At 66.2% G+C, this 22,832-nt stretch carries 20 protein-coding genes and 1 other RNA gene; 7 read left to right on the plus strand and 14 right to left on the minus strand.

Features of this window, described 5'->3' with window-relative positions; all coding sequences use genetic code 11:
* Positions 1 to 321 precede the first annotated feature (321 nt).
* The 4 genes from paoC to ssrA all read right to left on the minus strand — a co-directional run bounded on the left by paoC (position 322) and on the right by ssrA (position 4,812).
* Entirely contained in the window at positions 322 to 2,529 is a 2,208-nt protein-coding gene (paoC, locus tag ASF32_RS07755; RefSeq protein WP_056425950.1) for an aldehyde oxidoreductase molybdenum-binding subunit PaoC, read from the minus strand.
* A 3-nt stretch (positions 2,530 to 2,532) separates the two neighbouring features.
* Positions 2,533 to 3,483, minus strand: a complete 951-nt coding sequence (locus tag ASF32_RS07760) for a xanthine dehydrogenase family protein subunit M (protein ID WP_056425953.1) — start codon at positions 3,481 to 3,483, stop codon at positions 2,533 to 2,535.
* Positions 3,480 to 4,115 carry an aldehyde dehydrogenase iron-sulfur subunit PaoA gene (paoA, locus tag ASF32_RS07765; RefSeq protein ID WP_056425956.1) on the minus strand — a complete coding sequence of 212 codons (636 nt, stop codon included), beginning with the start codon at positions 4,113 to 4,115 and terminating at the stop codon, positions 3,480 to 3,482. Before paoA ends, ASF32_RS07760 begins: the two co-directional genes overlap by 4 nt.
* Before the next feature lie 369 nt (positions 4,116 to 4,484).
* Positions 4,485 to 4,812, minus strand: a transfer-messenger RNA (tmRNA) gene (gene ssrA / locus ASF32_RS24415).
* 153 nt (positions 4,813 to 4,965) lie between these two features.
* Between ssrA and ASF32_RS07770 the strand changes: the two genes are divergently transcribed.
* The gene (locus tag ASF32_RS07770; RefSeq protein ID WP_056425959.1) at positions 4,966 to 5,535 is read left to right on the plus strand and encodes a hypothetical protein; all 570 of its coding nucleotides are present in this window, start codon (positions 4,966 to 4,968) and stop codon (positions 5,533 to 5,535) included.
* 133 nt (positions 5,536 to 5,668) lie between these two features.
* Here ASF32_RS07770 and ASF32_RS07775 read toward each other — a convergent pair whose 3' ends face one another.
* Entirely contained in the window at positions 5,669 to 8,431 is a 2,763-nt protein-coding gene (locus tag ASF32_RS07775; protein ID WP_056425962.1) for a molybdopterin-dependent oxidoreductase, read from the minus strand.
* Positions 8,428 to 9,255: an FAD binding domain-containing protein gene (locus tag ASF32_RS07780; protein WP_056425965.1), complete on the minus strand. Its 828-nt coding sequence runs from the start codon at positions 9,253 to 9,255 to the stop codon at positions 8,428 to 8,430. Before ASF32_RS07780 ends, ASF32_RS07775 begins: the two co-directional genes overlap by 4 nt.
* 233 nt (positions 9,256 to 9,488) lie before the next feature.
* On the opposite strand from ASF32_RS07780, the gene ASF32_RS07785 reads away from it, so the two are divergent.
* Complete coding sequence (locus ASF32_RS07785) at positions 9,489 to 10,352, plus strand: hypothetical protein (protein WP_200919071.1); 864 nt, start codon at positions 9,489 to 9,491, stop codon at positions 10,350 to 10,352.
* A gap of 30 nt (positions 10,353 to 10,382) precedes the next feature.
* Here the strand turns inward: ASF32_RS07785 and ASF32_RS07790 are convergent, their stop codons facing one another.
* Genes ASF32_RS07790 through ASF32_RS07805 form a run of 4 tightly spaced genes read right to left on the minus strand, consistent with a single transcriptional unit; the run spans position 10,383 to position 13,789 of the window.
* A complete protein-coding gene (locus ASF32_RS07790) occupies positions 10,383 to 11,231 on the minus strand; it encodes an alpha/beta hydrolase (protein WP_056425969.1) in 849 nt (282 codons plus the stop codon).
* Positions 11,228 to 12,007, minus strand: a complete 780-nt coding sequence (locus ASF32_RS07795; RefSeq protein WP_056425972.1) for an ABC transporter ATP-binding protein — start codon at positions 12,005 to 12,007, stop codon at positions 11,228 to 11,230. The genes ASF32_RS07790 and ASF32_RS07795 overlap by 4 nt, the downstream gene beginning before the upstream one ends.
* Positions 12,000 to 12,845: an ABC transporter permease gene (locus tag ASF32_RS07800; RefSeq protein ID WP_056425974.1), complete on the minus strand. Its 846-nt coding sequence runs from the start codon at positions 12,843 to 12,845 to the stop codon at positions 12,000 to 12,002. The genes ASF32_RS07795 and ASF32_RS07800 overlap by 8 nt, the downstream gene beginning before the upstream one ends.
* Positions 12,842 to 13,789 (minus strand): NrtA/SsuA/CpmA family ABC transporter substrate-binding protein, encoded by a 948-nt coding sequence (locus ASF32_RS07805; protein ID WP_056426233.1) that lies wholly within the window; start codon positions 13,787 to 13,789, stop codon positions 12,842 to 12,844. The genes ASF32_RS07800 and ASF32_RS07805 overlap by 4 nt, the downstream gene beginning before the upstream one ends.
* Before the next feature lie 347 nt (positions 13,790 to 14,136).
* Between ASF32_RS07805 and ASF32_RS07810 the strand changes: the two genes are divergently transcribed.
* The 3 genes from ASF32_RS07810 to ASF32_RS07820 all read left to right on the plus strand — a co-directional run bounded on the left by ASF32_RS07810 (position 14,137) and on the right by ASF32_RS07820 (position 16,879).
* The gene (locus ASF32_RS07810; protein WP_056425978.1) at positions 14,137 to 15,039 is read left to right on the plus strand and encodes a LysR family transcriptional regulator; all 903 of its coding nucleotides are present in this window, start codon (positions 14,137 to 14,139) and stop codon (positions 15,037 to 15,039) included.
* Positions 15,040 to 15,287: 248 nt separating this feature from the next.
* Entirely contained in the window at positions 15,288 to 16,034 is a 747-nt protein-coding gene (locus tag ASF32_RS07815; protein ID WP_056425982.1) for a PIG-L family deacetylase, read from the plus strand.
* Positions 16,031 to 16,879, plus strand: coding sequence for a galactosyltransferase-related protein (locus ASF32_RS07820; RefSeq protein WP_056425985.1), 849 nt, complete (start codon positions 16,031 to 16,033; stop codon positions 16,877 to 16,879). Before ASF32_RS07815 ends, ASF32_RS07820 begins: the two co-directional genes overlap by 4 nt.
* Before the next feature lie 210 nt (positions 16,880 to 17,089).
* On the opposite strand, the gene ASF32_RS07825 is transcribed toward ASF32_RS07820, so the two are convergent.
* The 4 genes from ASF32_RS07825 to ASF32_RS07840 all read right to left on the minus strand — a co-directional run bounded on the left by ASF32_RS07825 (position 17,090) and on the right by ASF32_RS07840 (position 20,976).
* Positions 17,090 to 18,166 carry a glycosyl transferase gene (locus tag ASF32_RS07825; RefSeq protein WP_056425987.1) on the minus strand — a complete coding sequence of 359 codons (1,077 nt, stop codon included), beginning with the start codon at positions 18,164 to 18,166 and terminating at the stop codon, positions 17,090 to 17,092.
* Complete coding sequence (locus tag ASF32_RS07830) at positions 18,163 to 19,278, minus strand: glycosyltransferase (protein ID WP_056425990.1); 1,116 nt, start codon at positions 19,276 to 19,278, stop codon at positions 18,163 to 18,165. The genes ASF32_RS07825 and ASF32_RS07830 overlap by 4 nt, the downstream gene beginning before the upstream one ends.
* A complete protein-coding gene (locus tag ASF32_RS07835) occupies positions 19,271 to 20,380 on the minus strand; it encodes a glycosyltransferase family 4 protein (RefSeq protein WP_056425992.1) in 1,110 nt (369 codons plus the stop codon). Before ASF32_RS07835 ends, ASF32_RS07830 begins: the two co-directional genes overlap by 8 nt.
* 209 nt (positions 20,381 to 20,589) lie before the next feature.
* On the minus strand, positions 20,590 to 20,976 hold the full coding sequence (locus tag ASF32_RS07840; protein WP_056425995.1) for a tautomerase family protein: 387 nt from the start codon (positions 20,974 to 20,976) through the stop codon (positions 20,590 to 20,592).
* A gap of 114 nt (positions 20,977 to 21,090) precedes the next feature.
* Here ASF32_RS07840 and ASF32_RS07845 point away from each other — a divergent pair, with 114 nt between their 5' ends.
* Both ASF32_RS07845 and ASF32_RS07850 read left to right on the plus strand, forming a co-directional pair.
* Complete coding sequence (locus ASF32_RS07845) at positions 21,091 to 21,993, plus strand: LysR substrate-binding domain-containing protein (RefSeq protein WP_056425997.1); 903 nt, start codon at positions 21,091 to 21,093, stop codon at positions 21,991 to 21,993.
* Between the two features lie 220 nt (positions 21,994 to 22,213).
* Entirely contained in the window at positions 22,214 to 22,513 is a 300-nt protein-coding gene (locus ASF32_RS07850) for a hypothetical protein (RefSeq protein WP_056426001.1), read from the plus strand.
* The last annotated feature ends 319 nt before the right edge of the window (positions 22,514 to 22,832 follow it).

Here is a 22,832-nt window from a genome sequence, read left to right on the forward strand (position 1 = left end):
ACCCAGCTAAGCAGCCAGATCATCCATCCATCAGTGCCCAGAAGACACAACAGCCGCCCGCCGAACCGAAGTCCCCGCTGGCCGCCGCCGATGAACAGGCTTCTAGACCCACCCCTCACTCTCGTCAATGCCAAAATGACAGGACACTGAAACTTTCGCGACAATCCCATGAAACAAGGACATGGCAAGGCTCGATAACGCTCTGCTATTTCTGGGAAAATTGCTCCCGAGCGCAGCTCGGCGGCTGGGCCGCCGGCTTACGTCGGCGCGCCTTGTCATTGAGTGAGACGAAGGCGCGCGGATCGCACGCCTTCGAGAGCGCTACGCAGCGTCGGGCATTTGGTCGATGAGCTTGTCCAGCGTGACCGGATAATCCCGGACTCGTATGCCGGTTGCGTTGTACACCGCGTTTGCCACCGCCGCGGCGACACCGCAGATCCCGAGTTCGCCAACGCCTTTGGCTTTCATCGGCGAGGAGATCGGATCGGTCTCATCCAGGAAAACCACCTCCTGGTGCGGTATGTCGGCATGGACCGGTACTTCGTAACCCGCGAGGTCGTGGTTGACGAAGAAACCGCGCCGTGTGTCGACGGCGAGTTCCTCCATCAGCGCCGCACCGACGCCCATCGTCATACCGCCGATGACCTGGCTCCTCGCCGATTTCGGATTGAGGATACGCCCTGCGGCGCAGACCGCGAGCATGCGTCTGACCCGGATCTCGGCAGTGCTTGTATCGACACCGACCTCTACGAAATGGGCTCCGAACGTCGATTGCTGATAGGTCTTCGAGAGATCGCCACCAAACTCGATCGTATCCTCGGCGACGAGCTCCCCAGCTTTCGCCGCATCCGCGAGGGGCACCGAACGGTTTCCGGAGCGGACATATCCATCCGTGAATACGGCATCGTCCGAGTTGACGCCAAGCGCCCTTGCGACTGCCTCGCGTAGCTTAACGCAGGCGGCGTACACGCCCGAGGTCGAAGAGTTCGCGCCGAACTGGCCACCAGAGCCCGAAGAGACTGGGAAGGCCGAATCTCCAAGTCGAACCACGACTTTGTCGAGGGTCAATCCCATCATCTCGGCGGCCGTCTGGCCGATGATCGTGTAACTGCCGGTGCCGATATCGGTCATATCGGTCTCGACAGTCACGACGCCTCGATCGTCGAGGCGAACACGCGCGCCGGACTTGACGTTGATGTTGTTGCGGAAGGCGGAAGCGACACCCATCCCGACGAGCCAGCGTCCTTCGTGGACCTGACCTGGCTTCGCGATCCGCTTGTCCCACCCGAACTTTGCAGCGCCCTGGCGCAGGCATTCGACGAGGCTGCGCTGGGAGAACCGGCGCTCAGGCTTCTCGGGATCGACCTGCGTGTCGTTGCGAATACGGAACTCCACCGGATCGATCCCGATACGCTCGGCCATCTCGTCCATGGCGATCTCGAGCACCATCAGGCCAGGAGCCTCACCGGGCGCGCGCATGGAATTGCCCTCCGGCAAATCGAGCATGGCGAGGCGGGTCTGGGTCATGCGGTTGGCGCCGGCATAGAGCAGGCGGGTCTGCTGCACCGCAGCCTCCGGCTTGCCGCCGGGCAAGTTGCCGGACCAGCTTTCGTGGCCGATCGCCGTGATAGTTCCGTCCGGCGTCGCGCCGAGCCGGATACGCTGAATCGTAGCGGGGCGGTGAACCGTGTTGTTGAACGTAAGCGGCCGCGTCAGGGCGACCTTCACCGGTCGCTTGGCGGCTCGCGCGCCCAAGGCGGCCATCACAGCCTCCGAACGCAGGAACAGCTTGCCGCCGAACCCGCCGCCCACGAAGGGGGAGATGAGGCGAACCTTCTCCTTCGGCATACGTAGGGTCAGAGCGAGGTCCCGCGTCCCCCAATCGATCATCTGGTTCGAGGTCCAGACGGTGAGGCTGTCGCCGTCCCAGGAGGCGATGGAGGCATGCGGTTCCATCATCGCATGAGCATGGTCGGGTGTCGTGTAGGTAGCATCGAGCTGGATGGGCGCCGCCGAGAAAGCCCCCTCGAAATCACCGATCGATGTATCGGAGGGCGCGCTCGCGAGCTTCTCCGGCTTCCCGGTGTCCTTCACCGCCGCAAGATCGAAGGCGCCCTTGGTCTCGGTGTAGTCGACCCGCACGAGCGCTGCGGCTGCGCGCGCCTGCTCGAAGGTTTCGGCCACCACCAGCGCTATGGCTTGATGGTAATGCTCGATCTCCGGGCCACCCAGAAGCTTGGCGGCGTTGAGCTTGCCCTTGTCGAGGGGGCCGGCATTCTCAGCGGTAACGATAGCCAGGATACCGGGTGCCGCCTTGGCAGCACTCAGATCCATCGCGTTGATCCGCCCTTTTGCGATGGTCGCGCCGATGACGTAGCCATAGGCTGCCTTCGACTTCGGATCATACCAATCGTAGGCGTATTGCGCCCTGCCCGTCGTCTTGAACGGACCGTCGATCCGGTCCGTGGGCTTGCCCACCACCTTCAGTTCGTCAATCGGGTTCCGACCCGCGGGAGTGTCGAACTTCATGGTTCAGGCCCTCGCTTCGGTCAGGACGGCGCCAAGTGCGCGCTCGGTCAGCTTCAGTTTGTAGGCGTTGTCGTCAGTCGGCCTCGCATCCGCGAACAGACGGTCCGTCACGGCCTTCGCTCCCTTCGGAAGCTCCGCTTCGGCGGCCTCGTCACGCCAGGGCTTCGGAGCGACACCACCGATTGCCACGCGCCCGCTTCCGTCGCGCTGGATAACGGCCGCCACGGAGACCAAAGCGAACGCGTAGGAGGCGCGGTCCCTGACCTTGCGGTAGATATGCGTCCCCGCCACCGGCTTGGGGATCGTGACAGCGGTGATGAGTTCGCCGGGCTGCAGGCTCGTCTCGATCTGCGGCGTGTCTCCCGGATTGCGATGAAACGCGGCGATGGGGATCGTCCGGGTAACTCCCTCACCGTTCACCGTCTCGACATGAGCGTCGAGGACCCGCATGGCCACGGCCATGTCGCCGGGATGCGTGGCGATACAGGCTTCACTGGCACCCACCACTGCCAGCTGGCGGCTGATACCCCCGATGGCGGAGCAACCGCTTCCAGGCTGGCGCTTGTTGCAGGGCTGCGCAGTGTCATAAAAGTAGGGGCAGCGGGTTCGTTGAAGCAGATTGCCGGCCGTGGTCGCCTTGTTCCGTAACTGGCCCGAGGCACCGGACAGAAGAGCCCGGCTCAGCACGGCGTAACTGCGCCGCACCCGCATGTCGGCCGCCAGATCAGTGTTGCGCACCAAGGCACCGATCCGTAAGCCCCCCTCCTCCGTCGGCTCGATCGTATCGAGAGCCAAGCCGTTGACGTCGACGAGGTGGGTCGGCGTCTCCACCTGTAATTTCATCAAGTCCAGGAGGTTGGTGCCGCCGGCGATGAACTTCGCGCCGGGGACGCGCGTGATGGACGCAGCGGCTTCGGCCGGTGATGTTGCCCGCTCATACGTAAAAGACTTCATGCCTGCCTCCCCGCAACTTCGGACATGGCATCGACGATGTTGGAGTAAGCACCGCAGCGGCAGATGTTGCCGCTCATACGCTCGCGGATCTCGTCAGTGGTGAATGAAGCGGTCGCGGTGAGATCAGCGGCGACATGACTTGGGATGCCAGCCTTGATCTCATCGAGGACCGCAATGCCCGAGCAGATCTGGCCCGGCGTACAGAACCCGCATTGGTAGCCGTCATGCTTGATGAAGGCTGCCTGCATCGGATGTAACTCGCCAGGCTTCCCCAATCCTTCGATGGTGGTGACGGTATCGCCCTGGTGCATCACCGCCAGGGTCAGGCAGGAATTGATGCGTCGGCCGTCGACGATCATCGTGCACGCTCCGCATTGGCCGTGGTCGCACCCTTTCTTTGCACCCGTCAGGTGAAGGTGCTCGCGGACGGCGTCGAGGAGGGTCGTACGAGTATCGAGGTCGATTTCGTGGGCCGTTCCGTTCACGGTCAGCGAAACCTTGGACATGACGGGGCCTGACGCATCGCGAGAAGCAGCCCACGCGGCGGAGGGACAGGCAACGGCGACGGCACAGGCTGATGCTCCTGCCATCAGATCGCGCCGGTTGAGTTCGAGGTCTTCAGTGCCATGCATGGCGTTCTCCGAACCTGAGCCATAGACATAAAATTCCGTTGAGCCATGTCGCGGAAGTCTTCGCGAAGCTTCGACCAGCCTCCGGCAAACGCTCAATGGTCAACAGCTTTCCCTGATGATGCGAATTAGCGCAGGCACACCAGACAGCAACGCTTTGGAAAAGTTCTAGAGCACGAATGTGCGTACGCACACACGACCTGCTGGCACGATCACGCAGCAGGAATTGTTGTGACGTGCCGGACGGTCTGACGCTGAAATCTTGCATGGGAGATTTATGCGACAAACATACGACAATAGAGCCGAAAACGGCAGTGCCGCGGCTGACTGATATTCATCAAATGAGTGAGATAAAGTGGGTCCCGGGGCCGAAGCCCCGGGTTCTGTTTCGACGGTTACCCTACCGCAAGATGCTTACGCCGCGAGGCGGGCATCCATGACAACGTTATCGTTGGCATTTAGAGTTTTGGCCAAATACTTGGAACAGGGGTTACCTGCGCCAAACCGGTCGAGTCCTTACCGACGCTCTCGCGATCCCTTTACCGCCCAGTCGATCCTATTTCGCCCCCATCAGAAACGCATCACGATGCGCTTTTGGTGGAGGCGCCGGAGTACTGCCCTCCGGGTCCTGAAACGTTATTACGAACCGGTCATCAAACGCAGGCTCGATATAGGCTTGGTGGGCTGAAAAGTCCAGATCCGTCGCCGGGCCGTGCGGATGGCTTCACCGCCCCGGTCGCAATTTTTCGCCGTCACCGCAACTGCCGACGGGATTGGGGATTCTGATCCGACAAGAGCCGGGCATGAGTCCTGCGGGAAACCGCTCCCCGCGCAGCCCGGCCAAGGATCGACAATGGACACCTCGCCTCTTTCCGCCCCGGATTTCAAGGCCCCCGCCATCCTGCTGTCGGGCCCGGTCGACAATGCGATGTACAAGGACTTCCGTCGCCAGTTCGACGCCGCCTGCGAGCGCGATCTTGTGGTGGTCGAACTCACGACCCTCGGCGGCGACCCCGAAGTAGCCCGTATGATGGGCGAGGATATCCGCTTCGCTAGCGAGGTCACGCCTCACCGTCGCCTTGTCTTCCTCGGAAAGGCCGCGATCTACTCCGCCGGCACGACCCTCATGAGCTTCTTCGCCCGCCCCAACCGCTATCTCACGCGGGGGACGCGGCTCATGATTCATGAACGCAAGATGGCGAAGACCCTCGAGATCCACGGCCCGCTGACCACATGCATCGCCAGCCTAAAAGCGACGTTGCACGAGATCGAGACCTCCATCGAGATTCAGAACGAGGGTTTCGCCAACCTCGTCGCCGGCTCGAACGTCACCCTCGACGAGGTCATCGAGAAGGCGCCGTACAATTGGTACATCGAAGCTGACGAAGCCAAGCGTCTCGGGCTGATCGAAACGGTTCTCTGAAAACTTCCCGCCGAAGTATAAGTCGCTTCGGCGAAGAAGAGCGTAGCAGAAAACATTCAACAGCTTCACTCGACCAAACGTCGTTGAGCGCAGCTCTCTTCACCGGTACGAAATCATCGAAAAATGGCCGATGTCATACCGGGCTGTCCCGATGCTCTACCGCCTCCATCACCGACAGGTAGATACGGTCCGGCGCAAACGGGGTCGCGGTGAGCCGTGCACCCGTCGCGTCGCGGATGGCATTGGCAAGTGCCGGAGCAACTGGGTTGAACGGGCTCTCGCTCATGGATTTCGCGCCGAGCGGGCCAATGCGGTCGTAGGTGTCGGCAAAAAAGACCTTGGTGCGGGGTACATCGGCGAAGGCTGGGATGTGATAGTTGCGGAACGTCTGCGTGACCACACGCCCCTCGTCATCGATGCGCACCGCCTCGTACAAGGCCGCACCGATCGCTTGGGCTACGCCACCCTCGATCTGCCCACGGCATTGCATCGGGTTCATGACCCGGCCGGCATCGGCGGCATGCAAGCTATCGAGGATGCGCACTTCGCCGCTCGACCGGTGCACTGCGACCCGGAAACCCTGGACGTTGAAGGCGACGGAGCGCGGCGAGCCATCTGCCTTGCCCCTGCGCACGATGGGGCCATCCGAAAGGAGGTCCGAGAAGCCAATATCCCCCGACGGGCTCGAGACGCCGTCGCGGTGTACACGGTATTGATCGGGAGCCCCCCCTCCCCTCTCGGCGGCAGCCTCGCGGAGGCCCTGCGACAGCGCGAGTGCGGCTTTCAACGTCGCCTGCCCGGCCACCACGATACCGGTCGATCCATAAGCACCGGTGTCGTGGCCGATGCGGTCGGTGTCACCGTGGCAAAGGGAGATGCGGTCCGGGATCGTGCCGAGGGCGGAGGCCGCAATCTGCGCATGAACCGTGGTCGTCCCGTTGCCGAACTCGGCGGTACCGACATCGAGAGCGTAGGTCCCGTCCGCTCGAAGCGCGATCCGCGCTTCGGCGAAATGCCCGCGCGGCGGGATCGTGTCGATCATCGCCAGGGCCATCCCTGTGCCGACGAGCCAGTCAGCGGAAGGAATGTCCGCCGGGGCGAGTTCGCGCATGGCGGCTGCGACGAGATCTAGGCACTGATCGAGGCCGTAGCTTCCGTATTCCACGTCGTGCGGTTCGAGGCTGTTCGACACCATCGGATCGCCGGGGCGCACGACGTTGCGGCGGCGCATCTCGAACGGGTCGAGGCCAAGGCCGCGCGCCAGTTCGTCCATGGCCGATTCCACCGCGAAGATGGTCTGGCTCAAGCCATAGCCCCGGAACGCGCCGCTCGGCAGAGTATGCGTATAGACCGCATATCCGTCGACACGCTTGTTGGGGCAGCGATAGACGCCGATCACCTCGTTGCAGCCGTGATGGATCACGCCGCCGGCATGGTTGCCGTAGGCACCGGTATTGGAGACCACATTCAGCGCGGTCGCCGTCAAAGTGCCGTCCCGGCGGGCACCCATCTTTACGGTCACTCGCATCGGGTGGCGTGTCGTGGTGGCGCTGAACTGCTCCTGACGTGTCAGCTCCCATTTGACGGGGCGACCTGTGGCGAGAACGGCGAGCGCCACGAGATCTTCAGTCAACATCTCCTGCTTGCCGCCAAAGCCGCCGCCGACCCGGCCACAGAGCACCCGCACCGAGTCGCGCTCAAGCTCGAGGAGGTCGGCCAGCGCATCGCGGGTGAGGAACGGCGTCTGGGTGCTGGAGCGGATGACGAGGCGGCCGTCGTCATCGCGCCAGCCGAGGGCCCCGTGGGTCTCGAGATGGGCGTGCTGCACGCGCTGGGAGTGATAGGTCGCCTCATGGATCAGGTCCGCCTCTGCGAACCCCGCCGTGACGTCGCCGACCTCGCCATGTACCTCTGCAGCGAGATTAGGATGAGAGAGGCGCGGCGGCGCATCCTCTCCGGGCTGGTCGGCACTGTCATGGACGACCAGTGGTGAGCCGGGTCGCATGGCCTCGTCTGGATCGAGCACCGCATCGCGGATCTCGTAATCGACGAGGAGCGCCCCACAACCAGCCTCGGCCGCTTCCTCGCTGATGGCCACGACGGCCGCGACCCGCTGGCCGATGAAGCGCAGGATCGGATCGAGAATCCGCGTATCCGCTGCGTCGTCGAGGGGATTTTCATGCCGCCCGGTGGAGAAGCTCTTCGCCGGCACATCCTCATGCGTGAAGATGGCCACGACACCCGGCACGGCCAGAGCAGCCGCCCTGTCGATCCGCGAGATCCGCGCATGGGCATGGGGCGAGCGCAGCACCTTGAGATGGAGCAGGTCGGGCACGGCCAGATCGAAGGTGAAGGCGGCATCGCCCGAGACGATCCCCCTCCCCGCCGGGGCCGGGATGCTGCGCCCGCACGGCTCGCCGTCACCATCCGCGAGGCGTTCGACGCGCGCCACCCCCGCGATAGCTTCGGCGATGGCGCCGTATCCGGTGCAGCGGCAGAGATTGCCCTTCAACGCGGTGGCGAGATCGCTCCTTTGCCCCTGATCCAAGACCGATGCGGTCATGATCATGCCGGGGGTACAGAAGCCGCACTGGTACCCCTGGGCGTCGAGGAAAGCCTGCTGCATCGGGTGTAATCCCGCCGTCTCACCGAGCTCCGGCGTGCAGGACCCAGCCAGCCCTTCGATCGTGGTGACGCGGCGCCCCTCGGCGCGGAAGGCGGGCAGCAGGCAGCTATGGACCGGCTCGCCGTCGAGATGGACCGTACAGGCGCCGCAATCCCCGGCATCACAACCCTTCTTGACCCCGAACCAGCCGAGTTCGCGCAACATCGTGCGCAGACATTGGCCGGGCCGTGGCGATGCAGCCTGCTCCTGGCCGTTGACATGCAGGATCATGCCGGAGTCTCATTCTCGAATTCGCGCCTGATCTCTTCGGCGAGGCTGAAGGTCATGTGCCGCCGCCAATCCGGCGCGCCGTGAACGTCGTCATGGTACATCGCCATCGGCACCGCTTCGGTGATGGCAGCGGTAAGCGCTGCCTCATCCGGCAGCGCGGGGAAGACCAGGCGCAGCGGGCGACGCGTCGAGGCCGTGATGGTCAGAGCGAAAGAACCGCCTCGGTCCAGGGTACCGATCAACAGGGCACCGGAACGTCCATTGGGGCTCAGAGAGATCTGGCGGAACGCGGTCCGGCGTTCCAGCGCGGCCACAGGAAGATCGACACGCCGAAGAATTTCTCCGGGCGCCAGGGCATTGCATTGCGCGCCGACGATGAGGTCGACGATGGCAACCTCACGGTCCGCCCCCTCCGGCGTCCAGACGAGGCAGGTGCCCTCCAGGGCCGTGGCGAGCGCGATCATCGGCGCGGCCGGCAGCGCGAGGCAGATGTTGCCTCCCACGGTGGCCATGTTCCAGATCTTGAACGATCCGAGCAGCGCCCGGCAGCATTGCGCGAAGAGCGGCGACGCGCGCCAAGAGACCGGCAGATCGAGACGAAACAAGTCGGCGATGGTGCAGGTCGCGGCGATGGAAAGGCCACGCTCACTCACCTCAAGTGCTTGCCAGCCGAGCCGGGAAAGATCGACGAGCCGGCGCGTATGCGGCTGGGGCTCGGAGAACAGCCACGTCCCACCGGCCAGCCACGCATCGCCGTCCTGCCAATCGGCCAAGTCGAGGCGAGTCCTCGGCGTGGCGACGGCGCCGACTGAATTCAGGTCCATCCTCGAAATCCATGAATGATCAGGCCGAGAGACTGCCCGGTCGAGACGACGATGGGAAGCGCCCGGCGAGGGCGAACGCGTCGGGTCCGCAGCAATTTCAGTGCCGCCTGTGATCGCGTCTCGCGCACGACGCTCCGCCCCGGTAATCTGCCGCGATGGAGCTACTCACCGACGCGTTTCTCACGACAAGGCGCTCACCGGCCGCAGCCTTCAGGAGCGCGGTCGCGGATCTGATGGCGAAGGCGCTCGAAGATCCCTCTACCACTTGGAGTTTTGGAAGTTTCGGCGCGGTTGCGAGCTTTCTCCGGGACCCGGCTGAAGAAGCGCGGTCCCTGCCGGACGCGCGGATGGGTCTGACCACGACACGGGGAGCCATCGCCCTCGACCCAGACGCCGACTGTCGACCAGTGGCTTACGAAACAGGATTCGCCTTCGGCTGGAGTCATGCCGTGGCCCTATGCCTGCCCGATGATGCCTGCGCCATGAATAGACGGTCGGTCATCACCGAACTCGGCCCCGATCACCATGCAGCAAAACCCGAGGACCGCGACGGTATAGTGTTCGATCTCGGTCTAAACCTACTCGCTGTCGATGCCTGTATTCGGACGAACGATCCCGGGACGATCGCACTGCTTAGAAGGGCCGCCGGAGGGAACCTATTCGGACCCGGCGATCCCATCGCCGCTCAGCTCGTCGCCGCCGGTCCTCATCGCGTCTTCGTCACCCGAATCGGGCGGATCGAGGTGTTCTCGCCTATCCGCATCGAAGCGGGATCGGCCCCGGTCGGCCCGAGGACCCATCTCCTGCCGAGCATCCTGCGTCTCGGCCGAACCCATCCCGCCACGGCTCCGATCCCGCCCGGCTGGGTGCCCTGCGGCGCAATCCACCCACCTCATCCGTGCAGGGACAGTGCCGGGGGGAGAATTCCCTTTCTGCGCGAGCGGCACGAGGCATTTCAGGCCATGCTGGCGCGCTGGGGCGACCCTGACCTGCTCGCAGCGAAGAAGGGGGAAGCCGTCATCGGACGCCATGCGAGGAGCGCGCGGCGAGCGGGCGAGGCTCAGGAGGCGTGCCTGCGCGGCGAAAATTCGGAGTGACGGGCCGGCTTCGGTACGGCGAGAGGAGCGCTACGGGCCCTTCCCTGCGAGCTCCACGGCGAGGGCCGTCAGCGCGCCGTCGGGGCGGATAAGCTCGTCGAGAATCGAGAAATGGTCGTGGCCGGGCAGTTCGACGAAGCGTGACGCGTTCCCGGCGCACCGCCACGCGCGGTCGTAATCAGCGGAATGCCGTCGCAATTCGGGCAATTCGTTCGATCCGCACACGATGGCGAGGGGCTTATCCGAATGCGGTACCTGCCGGATCGGCGAGAGCGTCTCGACTTCCGCATCGGTCAGGTGCAGGCGGTCGTCGAGCTCGGTGTGCCGGATCGGCTCCAGATCGAACACGCCGCTGATGGCGAGGCCCGCATCGACCTCGGGCCACGCCATGGCAAGCGCTGCGAGATGCCCGCCGGCCGACCAGCCCGAAACGACGAGGCGACGGCGCCCCCTCCCCTCATCCCGGTCGCGCAGGAAGCGCAGCGCCGCCCGGATCTCGGCGGCGATCTCGGTGAGGCTGGCATCTGGCGCCAGGGTATATCCCACCAAACCCACATCGAGACCGTGATGCAACGCTCCTTCGGCCATGCAGGCAAAATCCTGGCGCGTATTGCGGATCCAATAGCCGCCATGGATGAAGACGAGGAGCGGCGCATCCTCCGCCCCGCTTTGGAACAGGTCGATCCGGTTCCGCTCGGCCGGCCCATAGGGGAGGTCGAGCGTGTGGGGGTGGAGCGCGCGAAACGCGGCGCTTCGCGCCCGCCAACCGGACAGTCGGGCGGCAGAATCGGCGACGGCGCGGGTGTTGTCGTAGGCGCGGCTCAGGGTCTCGCGGTCCATCCGGCGCCAGTCGCCGGATCGCGACGCCGCGCCGCTCATGCGGCCACGGGGGCGTGGTGGCTATGGAGCTGAGCCGAGAGCATCCGGCGCACGTCGTTGAAGGCCGGGCTCGAGACGTCGCGGCGGCGGGCGAGGTCGATGGCGTGGATCGCGTCGATCCGGCCGGGGCTCGGGGACATGACCACGACCCGGTCGGCGAGGAAGATCGCCTCCTCGATGGCATGGGTCACGAACAGCACGGTCAACCCGGTGCGGCTCCACAGATCGAGGAGCTCGTCCTGCAGCCGCTCGCGGGTCATGGCGTCGAGCGCTCCGAACGGCTCGTCCATGAGGACGATTTCGGCATCGTTGGCCAGCACCCGCGCGATGGCGACCCGCTGCTTCATGCCCCCGGAGAGCTGGTGCGGAAAGGCGTCGCCGAAGCGCTGTAGCCCGACGAGGGAGATGTAGCGCTCCACCGTATCGCGGATTTCCGCCGCCGGCCGGCCGCGCGATTTCGGGCCGAAGCCGATATTGTCCCGCACGGTGAGCCAGGGGAACAGGCCGTAATCCTGGAACACCATGCCCCGGCTCGGGCCGGGTCCCTCGATGGGCTTGCCCCACATCAGCGCCTCGCCGCCGGTGGCCGTCTCGAACCCGGCAACGATGCGGAGCAAGGTGGACTTGCCGCAGCCCGAAGCGCCAAGCAGGCAGATGAACTCGCCCTTGGCCACGCTGAGGTTCGCGCCGCTCAGAGCCTGTACCGTGCGGCCCTGGACGGCGAAGGATTTCGACACGCCGCGAATGTCGAGGATCGGCACGGTGGGCTCAGCCATGTGAGGGGCTCCAGGCGAGTGGGCGCTGGCCGATCAGCATCACGGCCCGGTCGCAGACGAAGCCGGCGACGCCGATCACGATCATGCCGCAGATCACGATCTCGGTGCGCGAGAGTTGCCGGGCCTCCATGATGATCGCGCCGAGGCCGGTGGGAACGCCGGTCATCTCGCCGACGACGATCACCACCCAGGCGAAGCCGAGGCCGAGGCGCAGACCGGTGAAGATCGAGGGAAGTGCCGCCGGCAGCACCACGCGGGCGAACTGCGCCGAACCCCGGCAGCCGAGCATGGCGGCGGCCTCGAACAGGCGCGGCTCGACGGAGCGCACGCCGAAAATGGTGTTGACCAGGATCGGGTAGAACGCGCCGAGGAAGACGAGGAAATAGGCCGAGCGCGGACCCAGGCCGAACAGGATCATCGCCAGCGGAAGCCAGGCGGTCACCGGCACCGGGCGCAGGATCTGCAGGGTCGGGTCGAGGAGCTGACGCATGAGCGGAACCCGGCCGATGAGCAGGCCGAGGGGGACCGCCGCCAGGGCAGCGAGACCGAACCCGCCGAAGACGCGGGTGAGCGAGGCGGTGAGATGCGTGAGCAGCGTGCCGCTGAAGGCATCCCCCTCCGGTCCGCCGATGGCGAGATCCACCATCGCCATCCAGACCTCAGAGGGCGGCGGAATCAGGCTGTAGGGTTTGCCGACCGTGAGCAGATGCCAGGCAATGCCCATCGCCACCGGCAGCGTGAGCGCGAGCAACGCCTGCTTGAGGCTCGCGAAGCTCGGAAGCGCGCGGCGGGTCGCTACCTCCGCCACCGCCGGCGCGGAAACGGCCGGCGCGCTCACGAATCCCTCATCGCATCGACGAAGCGGGTATCGATGAAGCTGGAGAAGTCGGGCAGGCGCTTGATCTGCCGGGCCGCCAGCATGTGCTCGGAATAGGCCTTGGCCTGCTTCACTTCGGTCTCGCCGAGCTTCCACTTGAATTCGACATTGGGTACGGAGAGCTCGATGGCCTCCCGCTTTTGGCCGAGCTTCTGCACCGCCATCGCCACGGTGGCGTCGCGATTCCCTTGCGCGAAATCCGACCCCTTGCGGTGGATCTCCAGCATGGTCTTCACCACCTCCGGCCGCTCGGCCAGCGTGTCGCGATGGGCGCCGAACACCATGTTGAGGGAGCCCATCTCGGTGCCGTAGGGATACTCGACCAGTGTGCCGATTCCCGTGGAGAGGCTGACGCCGGGGGCGGGCTCCGCGCCGACATAGGCGTCGACGTCACCGCGTGCGAGGGCGATGTGCATCTCGCTGAAGGAGATGCGGACCGGCGTGATGTCCTTCACGCTCACCCCCTCCATCCGCATGCGCTCCAGGGCGAAGACCTCCTGGGTCGAGCCGGGCCAGATCGCCACGCGCTTGCCCTTGAGGTCGGCGACCTTCTGGATGCCCGACCCGGTCTTGGCGATGATGGCCATGCCGCGATTGCAGGTGGAGGCGATGACGACGATGGGCTCACCGGCCGCGGCGCCCAGGGTGCCGGCGGCGATCCCGAACGTTCCGAAATCCACCGATTTCGTCACCACCGCGTTCTTGCACTCGGTGGGACTCTCGAACGGGATCACCTCCACGGTGACGCCGGGCGGCGCGAACTGGGCGTAGAAATACGGCGCGATGGAATGGATCAGCTTCAGCGATCCCATCCGGATCACGATGGGCGTCTCGGCCCGCAGCACCGACGGTGCGGCGACGAGGCCGGCCCCGAGGCCGGCGAGGAAGGTGCGACGACGAATCATCTGAGCCAGCTCCGACATGATGTGAACCCGGAGAGGGTATGTCGGGAGGCCGTTGCAAACGAGTGCTGGTTATCGACGATGGTGTTGCGGATTTCGCAACACCTGGCGTAGGGCGGAGCGGTGCCTTGGAGATCACCCTCCAGGCGCATGTTCGGGTCGTTTGTCCAAGACTTCACCTCATCCTGAGGTGCCGCGGAGCGGCCTCGAAGGAGCCCTTCAGGGATCGCTGCGGCATCTGGAGGCCTCCTTCGAGGCCCGCTGACGCGGGCACCTCAGGATGAGGTGGTCTGATGGGACGATCGACCTGAGCGCGAGTCGCGGCTGAGAGCCCTGATCGAACAGGCCCCATGAAGCATCTGCGCACCCTGACCTACGTTTCCGAGGTAGCGCGGCGGGGCTCGATCCGCCGGGCGGCGGAGGCCCTGAACATCGCGCCTTCGGCGCTCACGCGGCAGATCCAGGACCTCGAATACGAACTCGGGACGCCGATCTTCGAGAGGCTGGCGCAGGGCATGCGGCTGAACGCGGCCGGCGAGTTGCTGGTGCGTCATATCCGGGATCAGGTGTCGGATATGGAGCGGGTCCGCTCGCAGATCGCCGATCTGTCCGGCGTGCGGCGTGGACATGTGGCGCTGGCCTGCAGCCAGGCTTTCGTGAACCAGATCGTGCCGGACGAGGTCCGGGCCTACCGGGCGCGCTTTCCCCTCGTCTCGTTCACGGTCCAGGTGCGCGACCATGCCCAGGCGGTGGCGGCCCTCGTCTCCTTCGAGGCCGACCTCGCCCTCGTGCTGCAGCCGCCGCCGTCGGTCGATCTCCACGCCCTGTTCACCTGCAGGCAGACTCTCTGCGTGGTGATGCGCGCCTCGCATCCCCTGGCCCAAGAGGGAGGGCCGGTGCGGCTGCGCGAATGCCTCACTCATCCCCTCGCCCTGCCCGACCGGTCGCTGGCGATCCGCCATCATCTCGACGATGCGCTGGCGCGCCGGGGAACGCCGTTTCGCCCCGCCGTCGAATCGAGCTCGCTCGAATTCCTGCGCAACCTCGCCCTGCGCGAGGATGTGGTGAGCCTGCAGGTGCCGAGCGGCATCCCCAATGACCACCGCCTCGTCAGCCGGCCCATCGACGAACGCGACCTCTCCCCCATGACCCTGATTCTCGGCCAGCTGCGTGGGCGGATGCTGCCCGTGGCCGCCGCGAAATTCGCCGACGGCCTCGCCGCGAGCCTCAACGACCGCTACGGCGCGGCGTGACTTGTTCAGGCGACATTCCGGTTCGGTCGATACACTCCACTGATCTTCGCTACGGAGGTCCCGCCCAATCCCCCTCATAGCTGCGGCATTCACCCATCTGATGTTTCAGGATGACCGCGTCCCTCTCCCCCTTGTGGGGAGGAGAGCCGCGCTGCCCGCGAAATCGGTGAATGCCGTGGTGACAGGGAACGGGTTGGGACAATCATGGCGATGGCGCTGCCATCCTTTCACAGGGACTACTCGCTTCCATGCATGCCGACGCCTTTCTCACCGCCGCCGAGAATCTCCCCGTGGCGGGTCTCGATGCCCTCACCGATGGTGGCGGGCTCGTCGTCGTCGCCCCGCATCCGGATGACGAGAGCCTCGGATGCGGCGGCCTGATCGCCGAGGCCTGCGCGCGGGGGCGCGAGGTGCGGCTCGTCATCGTCAGTGACGGCTGCGGCTCGCACACCCATTCCGCCCTCTATCCGCCGCTCCGCCTGCGGGCGCTGCGCGAGGAGGAGACGCTGGAAGCGGTGGCGGCGCTCGGCCTCGCTCCCGCCAACGTCACGTTCCTGCGCCTGCCCGATGCGGGAGTGTCGAGCAGCGGCCCCGAAGCGCAGGCGGCGGCGGATGTGGTGGCGTCCGTGGCCAAAGAGAGCGGGGCCGGCGCGGTCTGCGTGACCTGGGCGCACGATCCCCATTGCGATCATCAGGCGGCGGCCGCCATCGTGAGGCTCGCCCAGCCGAAGCTCGGCGCGACGAAGGCCTTCGCCTATCCGGTCTGGGGCTGGACCCTGCCGCAGGGCACGGAAGTCGGCGCCCCTCCGTCGGGCTACCGCGTCGATGTCAGCGCGCATGTGGCGGCGAAGGCGAGGGCCGTGGCGGCGCATCGTTCGCAGACCACCGACCTCATCTCCGACGACCCGACGGGTTTTCGCCTCGCGCCAGAAATGATCGCGCGCTTCCTCGGCCCCTACGAGATCTTCGTCTCCATGCCGGCGGACGCTGCGTGAGCACGACCGTCATCACCCTGAACAAGGGCCGCGACGCGCATCTGGCGCGCCTTCTCGAAGGCCTCGGCCGGGGCACGCATCCGGCCGAATGCATCGTGGTGGAAATGGGGGCGAACCCCGCCCCCCTCCCCGATCACGGCTTTCCCATCCGCCGCATCGTCCTTCCGAGCGGCGGCCTGCCGCTGGCCCGTGCCCGCAATGCCGGACGCCGCGCGGCTTGCGGCGATCATCTGATCTTCCTCGATGTGGATTGCATTCCCTCGGGCGATCTCGTCGCGAGCCTCGACGCGGATCTTGGGCTAGCCGACGGCCTGATCTGCTGCGAGGTGAGCTACCTGCCGGCGCGGGCCGTCGACGATGGCTGGACCGAGGCGGGCTTGCGCGCGTCGGGCCATACCCATCCGGTGCGGAACTTCCCGGCTGCGGGCCTTGCCCGCACCGACAATCCCGGCCTGTTCTGGTCCCTCGCCTTCGGTGTCCGGGCCACGACCTTCGACCGGATCGGCGGATTCGACGAAGCCTTCGACGGCTACGGCGCCGAGGATACCGACCTCGCCTTCCGGGCCGATGCCGCCGGCATCCCGATCCTGTTCAGTGCCGGGGGCCACGCCTACCACCAGTATCACGGGGCCTTCGACCCGCCGCTCCAGCATTTCGCCGACATCATCGCCAACGCCACCCGCTTCCATGCCCGGCACGGACTCTGGCCCATGGACGGCTGGCTCGATGCCTTCGCGCGGTTGGGATTGCTGCCGCCGACCTGGCGCGAGGCGCCGACGATCCTACGCATGCCGACCGCGGACGAGATGGAAGCCGCGCGGGTACCGCTGGACCGGCCGTTTTAGGTGTTTGCGCGCAGAAGCGGTGCAGGCTTCTCTCTCGGACGTCGAGGACCGGTTTATCCCACCCTCCACCTCATCCTGAGGTGCCAGAGCGCAGCGGAGGCCTCGAAGGAGGGCTCCAGAGGCCGATGTGATCCCTGGGGGGCTCCTTCGAGGCCGCTACGCGGCACCTCAGGATGAGGTAAGAGCTTGGAATATCAGATCAAACAGGCACTAAACCCTCCGCGCGCGGCGGCGCTCGATCCCCTGAATGACGTCTTCGATGATCGCGACCGTGCGGCCGATGGCGTCGGCCTGGACCAGCCCGCCGATCACCGCCGGATCGAGGGCAAGGCCCGCTTGAATCAAAACCGGCCAGTCCGAGGCGTCCGGCCATGCCTGGCGGACGATGGCCGCGCCGAGCTTCGCCAGGGATTCCGCTTTCGCCGTCTGCTCGTCGAAGGCGCGGGGTTCCGGCAGGCAGAGGAAGCGCTTCGCCCTCGTGGCCACGGCCGCGACGACGCCGTCGCCGCCGCCGCCGATCACTAAGGCGGCGCGGTCGAGATAGGGGCCGGTCTCGGCGACCCAGCCATGGAGATGCAGGTTCGGCGGGAGATCGGCGGTCGGTGCCTCCACCGGGCCGAGAACGTGCCAGTGCCGGTCGGGCACGGCACGCGCGGCGGCCGCGAGGTCGGAGACCGAGCCGCCGGCCCCGCCTCGCCCGTAGATCACCGCAATGGAGCCGTCTTCCGACGCGCCTGCCTTGGGGGCATCGGCCAGGAAGCCGGCATAGAGGGTCTTCGCCCGCACCCAGTCCGGCGTTCCGGCCGTCTCGATCTCGGGCGGGTTGAAGGCGAGCAGGCGCTCCGCCGAGCGGAAGCCTTCGAGATGCGGAATGTCGGTGCGGTTCCCAGCGAGGCGCACCACCAGGGTCGGCACCGAGAGGAGCCGCGCGAGGAGCGTCACCTCCACCGACACGTCGACGATCAGCAGGGCCGGATCGGTCTTCGCCATCCAGTCGGCGAGCATCCCCATCCGGTCGCGGATGCGGTCGATCCCGACGGGGACATAATGAAAGCAGTCCGGCCGGATCGCCTCGCCGTCCTGGCCGTCGAAGCCGGTGAGGCGGTCGTCGGGCAAATCTAGGATCGCGCCGTTGGCGCGCGAGGTGTCGATCTCGGCAAAGGTGCCGATGAGGGTCACGGGCCGGTCCAGGCGGGCGGCGATGAGATCCGCGCGCTGCCAGTGACCGGCGCCCTGATGGTGGACATAGTAGCCGACGGGACGCCGGTGCGCCGCCGCCTCGCTCACGCGACGCGCGCCGTGCGCCTGTCGATCAGCCGGGCGAGGAGGGCATCGAGCCCCGCGATGGCCTCGTCGAGGGGGACATGGGCCGGCTCCGGCCCGATCTCGCCGACCCGCTCTCCCACGCGCTCGGCGAAGGCAATGGCGTTGACGCAGGTCCCCGGTTCGATGGCGGCGATGTCCTCCGCCGATACGCCGAGCGCCCGCAATCCGGCTTCCGGGCCACCCTTGGCGCCCCAGGCGAGGCGGAACGCACGCTGGCGCTCGATCACGGCGAGCCAGTGGCTCGCCGGCGGCAGGAGGTAAGCCTCCTCGCCCGCGACGACGCGGGCGCGACGGGCCATCTCGGTGGCCATCCCTCCGGTGACGCGGCCGGTGCCGCGATCGGACACCGAGATCGAGACATGGGGGCAATGGCGGACGCGGCCGCCCGCGAGGCGGACCTTGGCGACCAGCGCGTTGTCCTCGCCGCAAGGGATCGCGGGCAGCCCGCCGACTTCCCGGTAGAGCGCGGCGCGAAGCGCCAGGCTCGCCGCCACATGGTCGCCGTGGCGAGGCGCGGGATCGTGGGCAGGGGGATCGATGGCCTCTTCGAGGGCGCGCACCGCGACCCAGTATTGTTCGATCCGGCGATGGAGCGCGTGGATTTCCGGGTCCCGGTTCTCGCTCTCCTCCGTCTCGATGACGAGACGGCCGCCCACGAGTTCGGAATGTTCCAGGGCCACCAGATTGGCGCGGGCCCAGCCGGGGGCGGCGACGGCGTCGGCATCGGTGCTGAGAAGAACGGCATCCTCGACGCCGTCGGAATCCAGCCAGTCGGCCCCCGCATCCAGCGCCATCCGGCGCGCGGTGCCCACATGGGCCACCTCACGCGGCACCACCGCTTCGATCACGCGGAGATCGAGATGGCGCGTCTCGCCGTTGCGCTCCATCTCGCGGATCAGCGACACCGTCGCGTCGGTGCAGTTATTGGCCAGGATCACGACCCGCAGCAGCGCGCCGTCTCCCGAACCGATCTGCCGGTCGAGGGAGCGCACGAGGCGCGGCAGCACCTCGGCTTCGTTGCGGGCGGGCACGCAGACGACGGCCCGGCCGAGGGAGAGCGGGTTGTTACGCATTGTCGAGAAGCGATGCGCGAGCGCCGGCCGGGACCGGACGGACGGAGACGGGGGTCGACCAGCGGCGGATTTCGGCATGGTACATCGCCTCGTAGCGGTCGGTCATGGTGTCGGCGTCGAAGAGGTGCTCGGCCCGGCGGCGGCAATCGTGCCGGTCGAGGCGGATGGCGCGGGCGAGTGCACGGCCGAGATCCACCGGATCGTCGGCGACGGCGAGAACGCCCGAGGTCTCGTCCAGGATGTCGGGGATGGCGCCGCGGGCGAAGGCCGCGACCGGCGTGCCGCAGGCCAGGAACTCGGCCAGCACGAGGCCGAACGGTTCTTCCCAGCGCGGCGTGCACAGGGCCACATGCGCCTCGCCGACGCGGCGGGCGAGTTCGGCATGGCCGAGATGGCCGAGATAGGTGATGTCCGGGCCGAGGCGCGGCGCGATCTCGGCGTCCCAATAGGCGCGGTTGCTCTGCGGACCGGCGAATTTCAGGGGGATGCCGGCGACACGGGCGGCATCGATGGCCAGATGCGGCCCCTTCTCGGGGACGAGGCGTCCCATCCAGATCGCATGGGGCTCGCCCTTGGGGACGGGCGAATAGGCGAAGGCGTCGAGATCGATGCCGTTGCCGATCACCAGCGGCTCGTCGATGAGCGGCAGCCACTCGCGCGCCAGGGATTCCGAAACGGCGGCGAAGGTCATGTCGTCCGCCCGCGCCTTCACGCCGCGCACGAAGGGCTCGAAGGGCGGCGTGTGCAACGCCGTCACCATCGGCGCGCCGAGATCGCGGGCGCGCAGCAACGGCAGGTAATGCAGGCTGTTGTTGTGGATGATGTCGAAGTCGCCGCGCGCCACATCCGCCACCATCGCCTCGTAGGCGGCGAGCTCGGCGCGGTCGATCCGCAGGGCGGATTCGTCGTCGACGGCGCTGCCGGTGGGCGGGCAGACCGCCTTCAGGCATCCGCGCGCATCCGACCCTTCGGAGGCGTAGAGCGTCACGCTGTGCCCGCGGGCACGCAGGGTGCTCGCGAGCAGATGAGTGTGCATCTCGAGCCCTCCCGAGAAGGGCTGGGCGATGGGATATTTGAGGTGGGCGAGGAGGGCGATCTTCACGGGGCTGCAGACATCACTTCTCGAGTGTCCTACGCCGCGAATGACGCGGCCGACGGACACTGGAATGCCCCCACGGTCCCGTTCGACGCGACAGTAAGGCCGGCAAAGGCCTCTACCGTGCTCATCTAGGATGACACAGGTGAACGTCGCCCGAACGAGGTCGGCAATATGCCGATTGTCCGAACCCGTACCATCCGGCCCGCCGGATCTCAGCGCGCGAGCCGCCGGTGCTCCTGGGTCAGGCCGTCATAGCCCCACGCCTCGGCCGCGATTTCCTGGACCACCACATAGGTCGCCAGCGGCAACCCATCCCCCAGCACCCGATGCAGCAGGGTATTGGCCTCCGCGATGAAGCGGGCCTTCTGTTCGGCATCGTTGGTGCCCGCCGTCACGGCTGCCTGAATATGGGCGGCGCAGCCCAGCGGCCGGGCTCCCACCTGCCATGCCTGCAGCGGCACCTCTTCCACCAGCACCGACGTCAGGTCGGCGTTCTTGCCGAGCACCCCGGCCATCAGCTCCGTCACGCCGCGATGCAGGCTGTCGAACTGCTCCGCAGCGATGGCCGGACCGGCGATCTTCACATTCACGAACGGCATCAGGTCTTCCTCCCCTTCGGATCGCGGACGCTCCGCGATTGACGGTCGAATGATGACCCTTCAGGATAGTTTGGAAAATCTCGTAATTCTGAAGCGTCCGTTCGGAAAACCTCAATGATCGTGCCGGCCAACCTCGATATGGACGTGTTGCGGTCCTTCGTGGTCGGGATCGATCTCGGCAGCTTCGCCAAGGCCGCCTCGCGTCTCGGCCGTTCGCCTTCCGCGATCAGCCTGCAATTGCGCAAGCTCGAAGATCAGGTCGGCCAGCAACTCGTGCAGAAGCATGGGCGCGGGCTCGTCCTCACCGAGGCGGGCGAGATAATGCTGGGCTATGCTCGCAGGCTGCTCGACCTGAACGATGCCGCCGTGAGCGCCCTCGGCTCGCCAGCCCTCACGGGTAGCGTTCGCATTGGCCTGCCCCAGGATTTCGCCGAGACCTGGCTGCCGGAGACGCTCGGCCGTTTCGCGCGCCTGCATCCCGGCGTCAGGATCGACGCCCATGTGGATCGAAACGCCATCCTGCGCCCTTGCCTGGAGGCCGGGGAGCTCGACCTCGCCCTCCTCTGGGACGAGGATGGCGTCGAGCGGGATGGCACCGTCATCGGAACCCTGCCGATGGCCTGGATCGGGCCACGCCACGGCATCGTACAGAGCGCGGACCGTCCACTCCCGCTGATCCTGTTCGGATCGCCCTGCATCTTCCGGCACGCGGCCCTCGAAGCGCTCGACGCGGCCGGCATTCCCTGGCGGATCTCGTTCAGCAGTCCGGGGCTCGCGGGCCTGTGGGCGGCCGTCTCGGCCGGGCTCGGCCTGACCGTGCGCACGCCCCATGGCCTACCTGTCTCCCTTGAGGCGCTCGATCCCTTAAACGCGGGCCTGCCGCCTCTGCCCTGCCTCTCGTTGAGGCTGCTCACGGCGCCGGCGGTGAAAAATCCAGCGGTAGAACGCCTGGCAAGTCTTCTCCGCGAGGTTCTGACCGATACGATAGACGTCAAGAATCACCAGATAACAGCATGATTCGACTATGGTTTCGAGCCCTGAACCATTAATGGAACCGCCTTTTGTGCGGCGCAAAACAATTCTCGAAACAACCGTCAGAGCGCTGCAGGAAATGGTGGCCGACGTTACGCATGACCTGCAATTTTGTCCTTATAGATGCGGGACAATCCGGAAAAATATTGGAACGAATGACGCATGCCATCCATTACGACATGAGAAATACTTCCTGGAGGAACAGATGCGACAGATTTCCAAGCTCATCGGCGCCGGCGCCATCGTGATGCTCAGCTCCGCCATGGCTCTTGCCGCTCCCTGTGCCACCGGCTCCACGGCGGATGGGAAGGCGGCCATGAACGACAAGAGCTCGAAGGTCGATCCCGGCGCGACCGGCAATGTCAGCCCCGGCGCGAAGGCCGAGTCGCCTGGCACGGTCGGCGCCATGAACAATGTCGGTGCCAACACCGCGACCTCGGCCTCGGATGTCGCGAAGCAGCAGGACGGCAAGCCCACCGCGGCGGATGCCGCCAAAGGCTGCTGAACGTCCTTTCACCGATCGTCAGGACGCCCGCCCGGTTCGACCGCGGCGGGCGTTCCGCGTTCTGGGCAGCGTCCCGGCGTCTGAAAGGGTCGATTTCGTCAAAAAGCACCGCTTCAGCCAAAGGACCGGTGTTCTGTATGTAAACATACACAAATCAAGGCGAAATAACGGCCAGGGAACTCTTCACGACAGCGCTGTCAGATAAGTCGAGATGAAGCCTTGCTTAAGCTTAGCTCACGCGTACAACGAATAATGTCCGAATCGCTTCATCGCGCACGGGTCGGATTCTAGGTCGAGGCAACGCGTGAGACATTGGACC

Origin of the sequence: Methylobacterium sp. Leaf91 (genome assembly GCF_001422815.1) — a bacterium.
Taxonomy (GTDB): domain Bacteria; phylum Pseudomonadota; class Alphaproteobacteria; order Rhizobiales; family Beijerinckiaceae; genus Methylobacterium.

Coding starts and splice junctions, on each gene's coding strand:
- paoA (WP_056425956.1), bottom strand. CDS start 4,115: ATGCATGGCACTGAAGACCTCGAACTCAACCGGCGCGATCTGATGGCA.
- ASF32_RS07805 (WP_056426233.1), bottom strand. CDS start 13,789: ATGATTCGTCGTCGCACCTTCCTCGCCGGCCTCGGGGCCGGCCTCGTC.
- ASF32_RS07785 (WP_200919071.1), top strand. CDS start 9,489: ATGGCGAAGGCGCTCGAAGATCCCTCTACCACTTGGAGTTTTGGAAGT.
- paoC (WP_056425950.1), bottom strand. CDS start 2,529: ATGAAGTTCGACACTCCCGCGGGTCGGAACCCGATTGACGAACTGAAG.
- ASF32_RS07795 (WP_056425972.1), bottom strand. CDS start 12,007: ATGGCTGAGCCCACCGTGCCGATCCTCGACATTCGCGGCGTGTCGAAA.
- ASF32_RS07845 (WP_056425997.1), top strand. CDS start 21,091: ATGATCGTGCCGGCCAACCTCGATATGGACGTGTTGCGGTCCTTCGTG.
- ASF32_RS07760 (WP_056425953.1), bottom strand. CDS start 3,483: ATGAAGTCTTTTACGTATGAGCGGGCAACATCACCGGCCGAAGCCGCT.
- ASF32_RS07810 (WP_056425978.1), top strand. CDS start 14,137: ATGAAGCATCTGCGCACCCTGACCTACGTTTCCGAGGTAGCGCGGCGG.
- ASF32_RS07815 (WP_056425982.1), top strand. CDS start 15,288: ATGCATGCCGACGCCTTTCTCACCGCCGCCGAGAATCTCCCCGTGGCG.
- ASF32_RS07850 (WP_056426001.1), top strand. CDS start 22,214: ATGCGACAGATTTCCAAGCTCATCGGCGCCGGCGCCATCGTGATGCTC.
- ASF32_RS07790 (WP_056425969.1), bottom strand. CDS start 11,231: ATGAGCGGCGCGGCGTCGCGATCCGGCGACTGGCGCCGGATGGACCGC.
- ASF32_RS07770 (WP_056425959.1), top strand. CDS start 4,966: ATGGACACCTCGCCTCTTTCCGCCCCGGATTTCAAGGCCCCCGCCATC.
- ASF32_RS07780 (WP_056425965.1), bottom strand. CDS start 9,255: ATGGACCTGAATTCAGTCGGCGCCGTCGCCACGCCGAGGACTCGCCTC.
- ASF32_RS07840 (WP_056425995.1), bottom strand. CDS start 20,976: ATGCCGTTCGTGAATGTGAAGATCGCCGGTCCGGCCATCGCTGCGGAG.
- ASF32_RS07775 (WP_056425962.1), bottom strand. CDS start 8,431: ATGATCCTGCATGTCAACGGCCAGGAGCAGGCTGCATCGCCACGGCCC.
- ASF32_RS07830 (WP_056425990.1), bottom strand. CDS start 19,278: ATGCGTAACAACCCGCTCTCCCTCGGCCGGGCCGTCGTCTGCGTGCCC.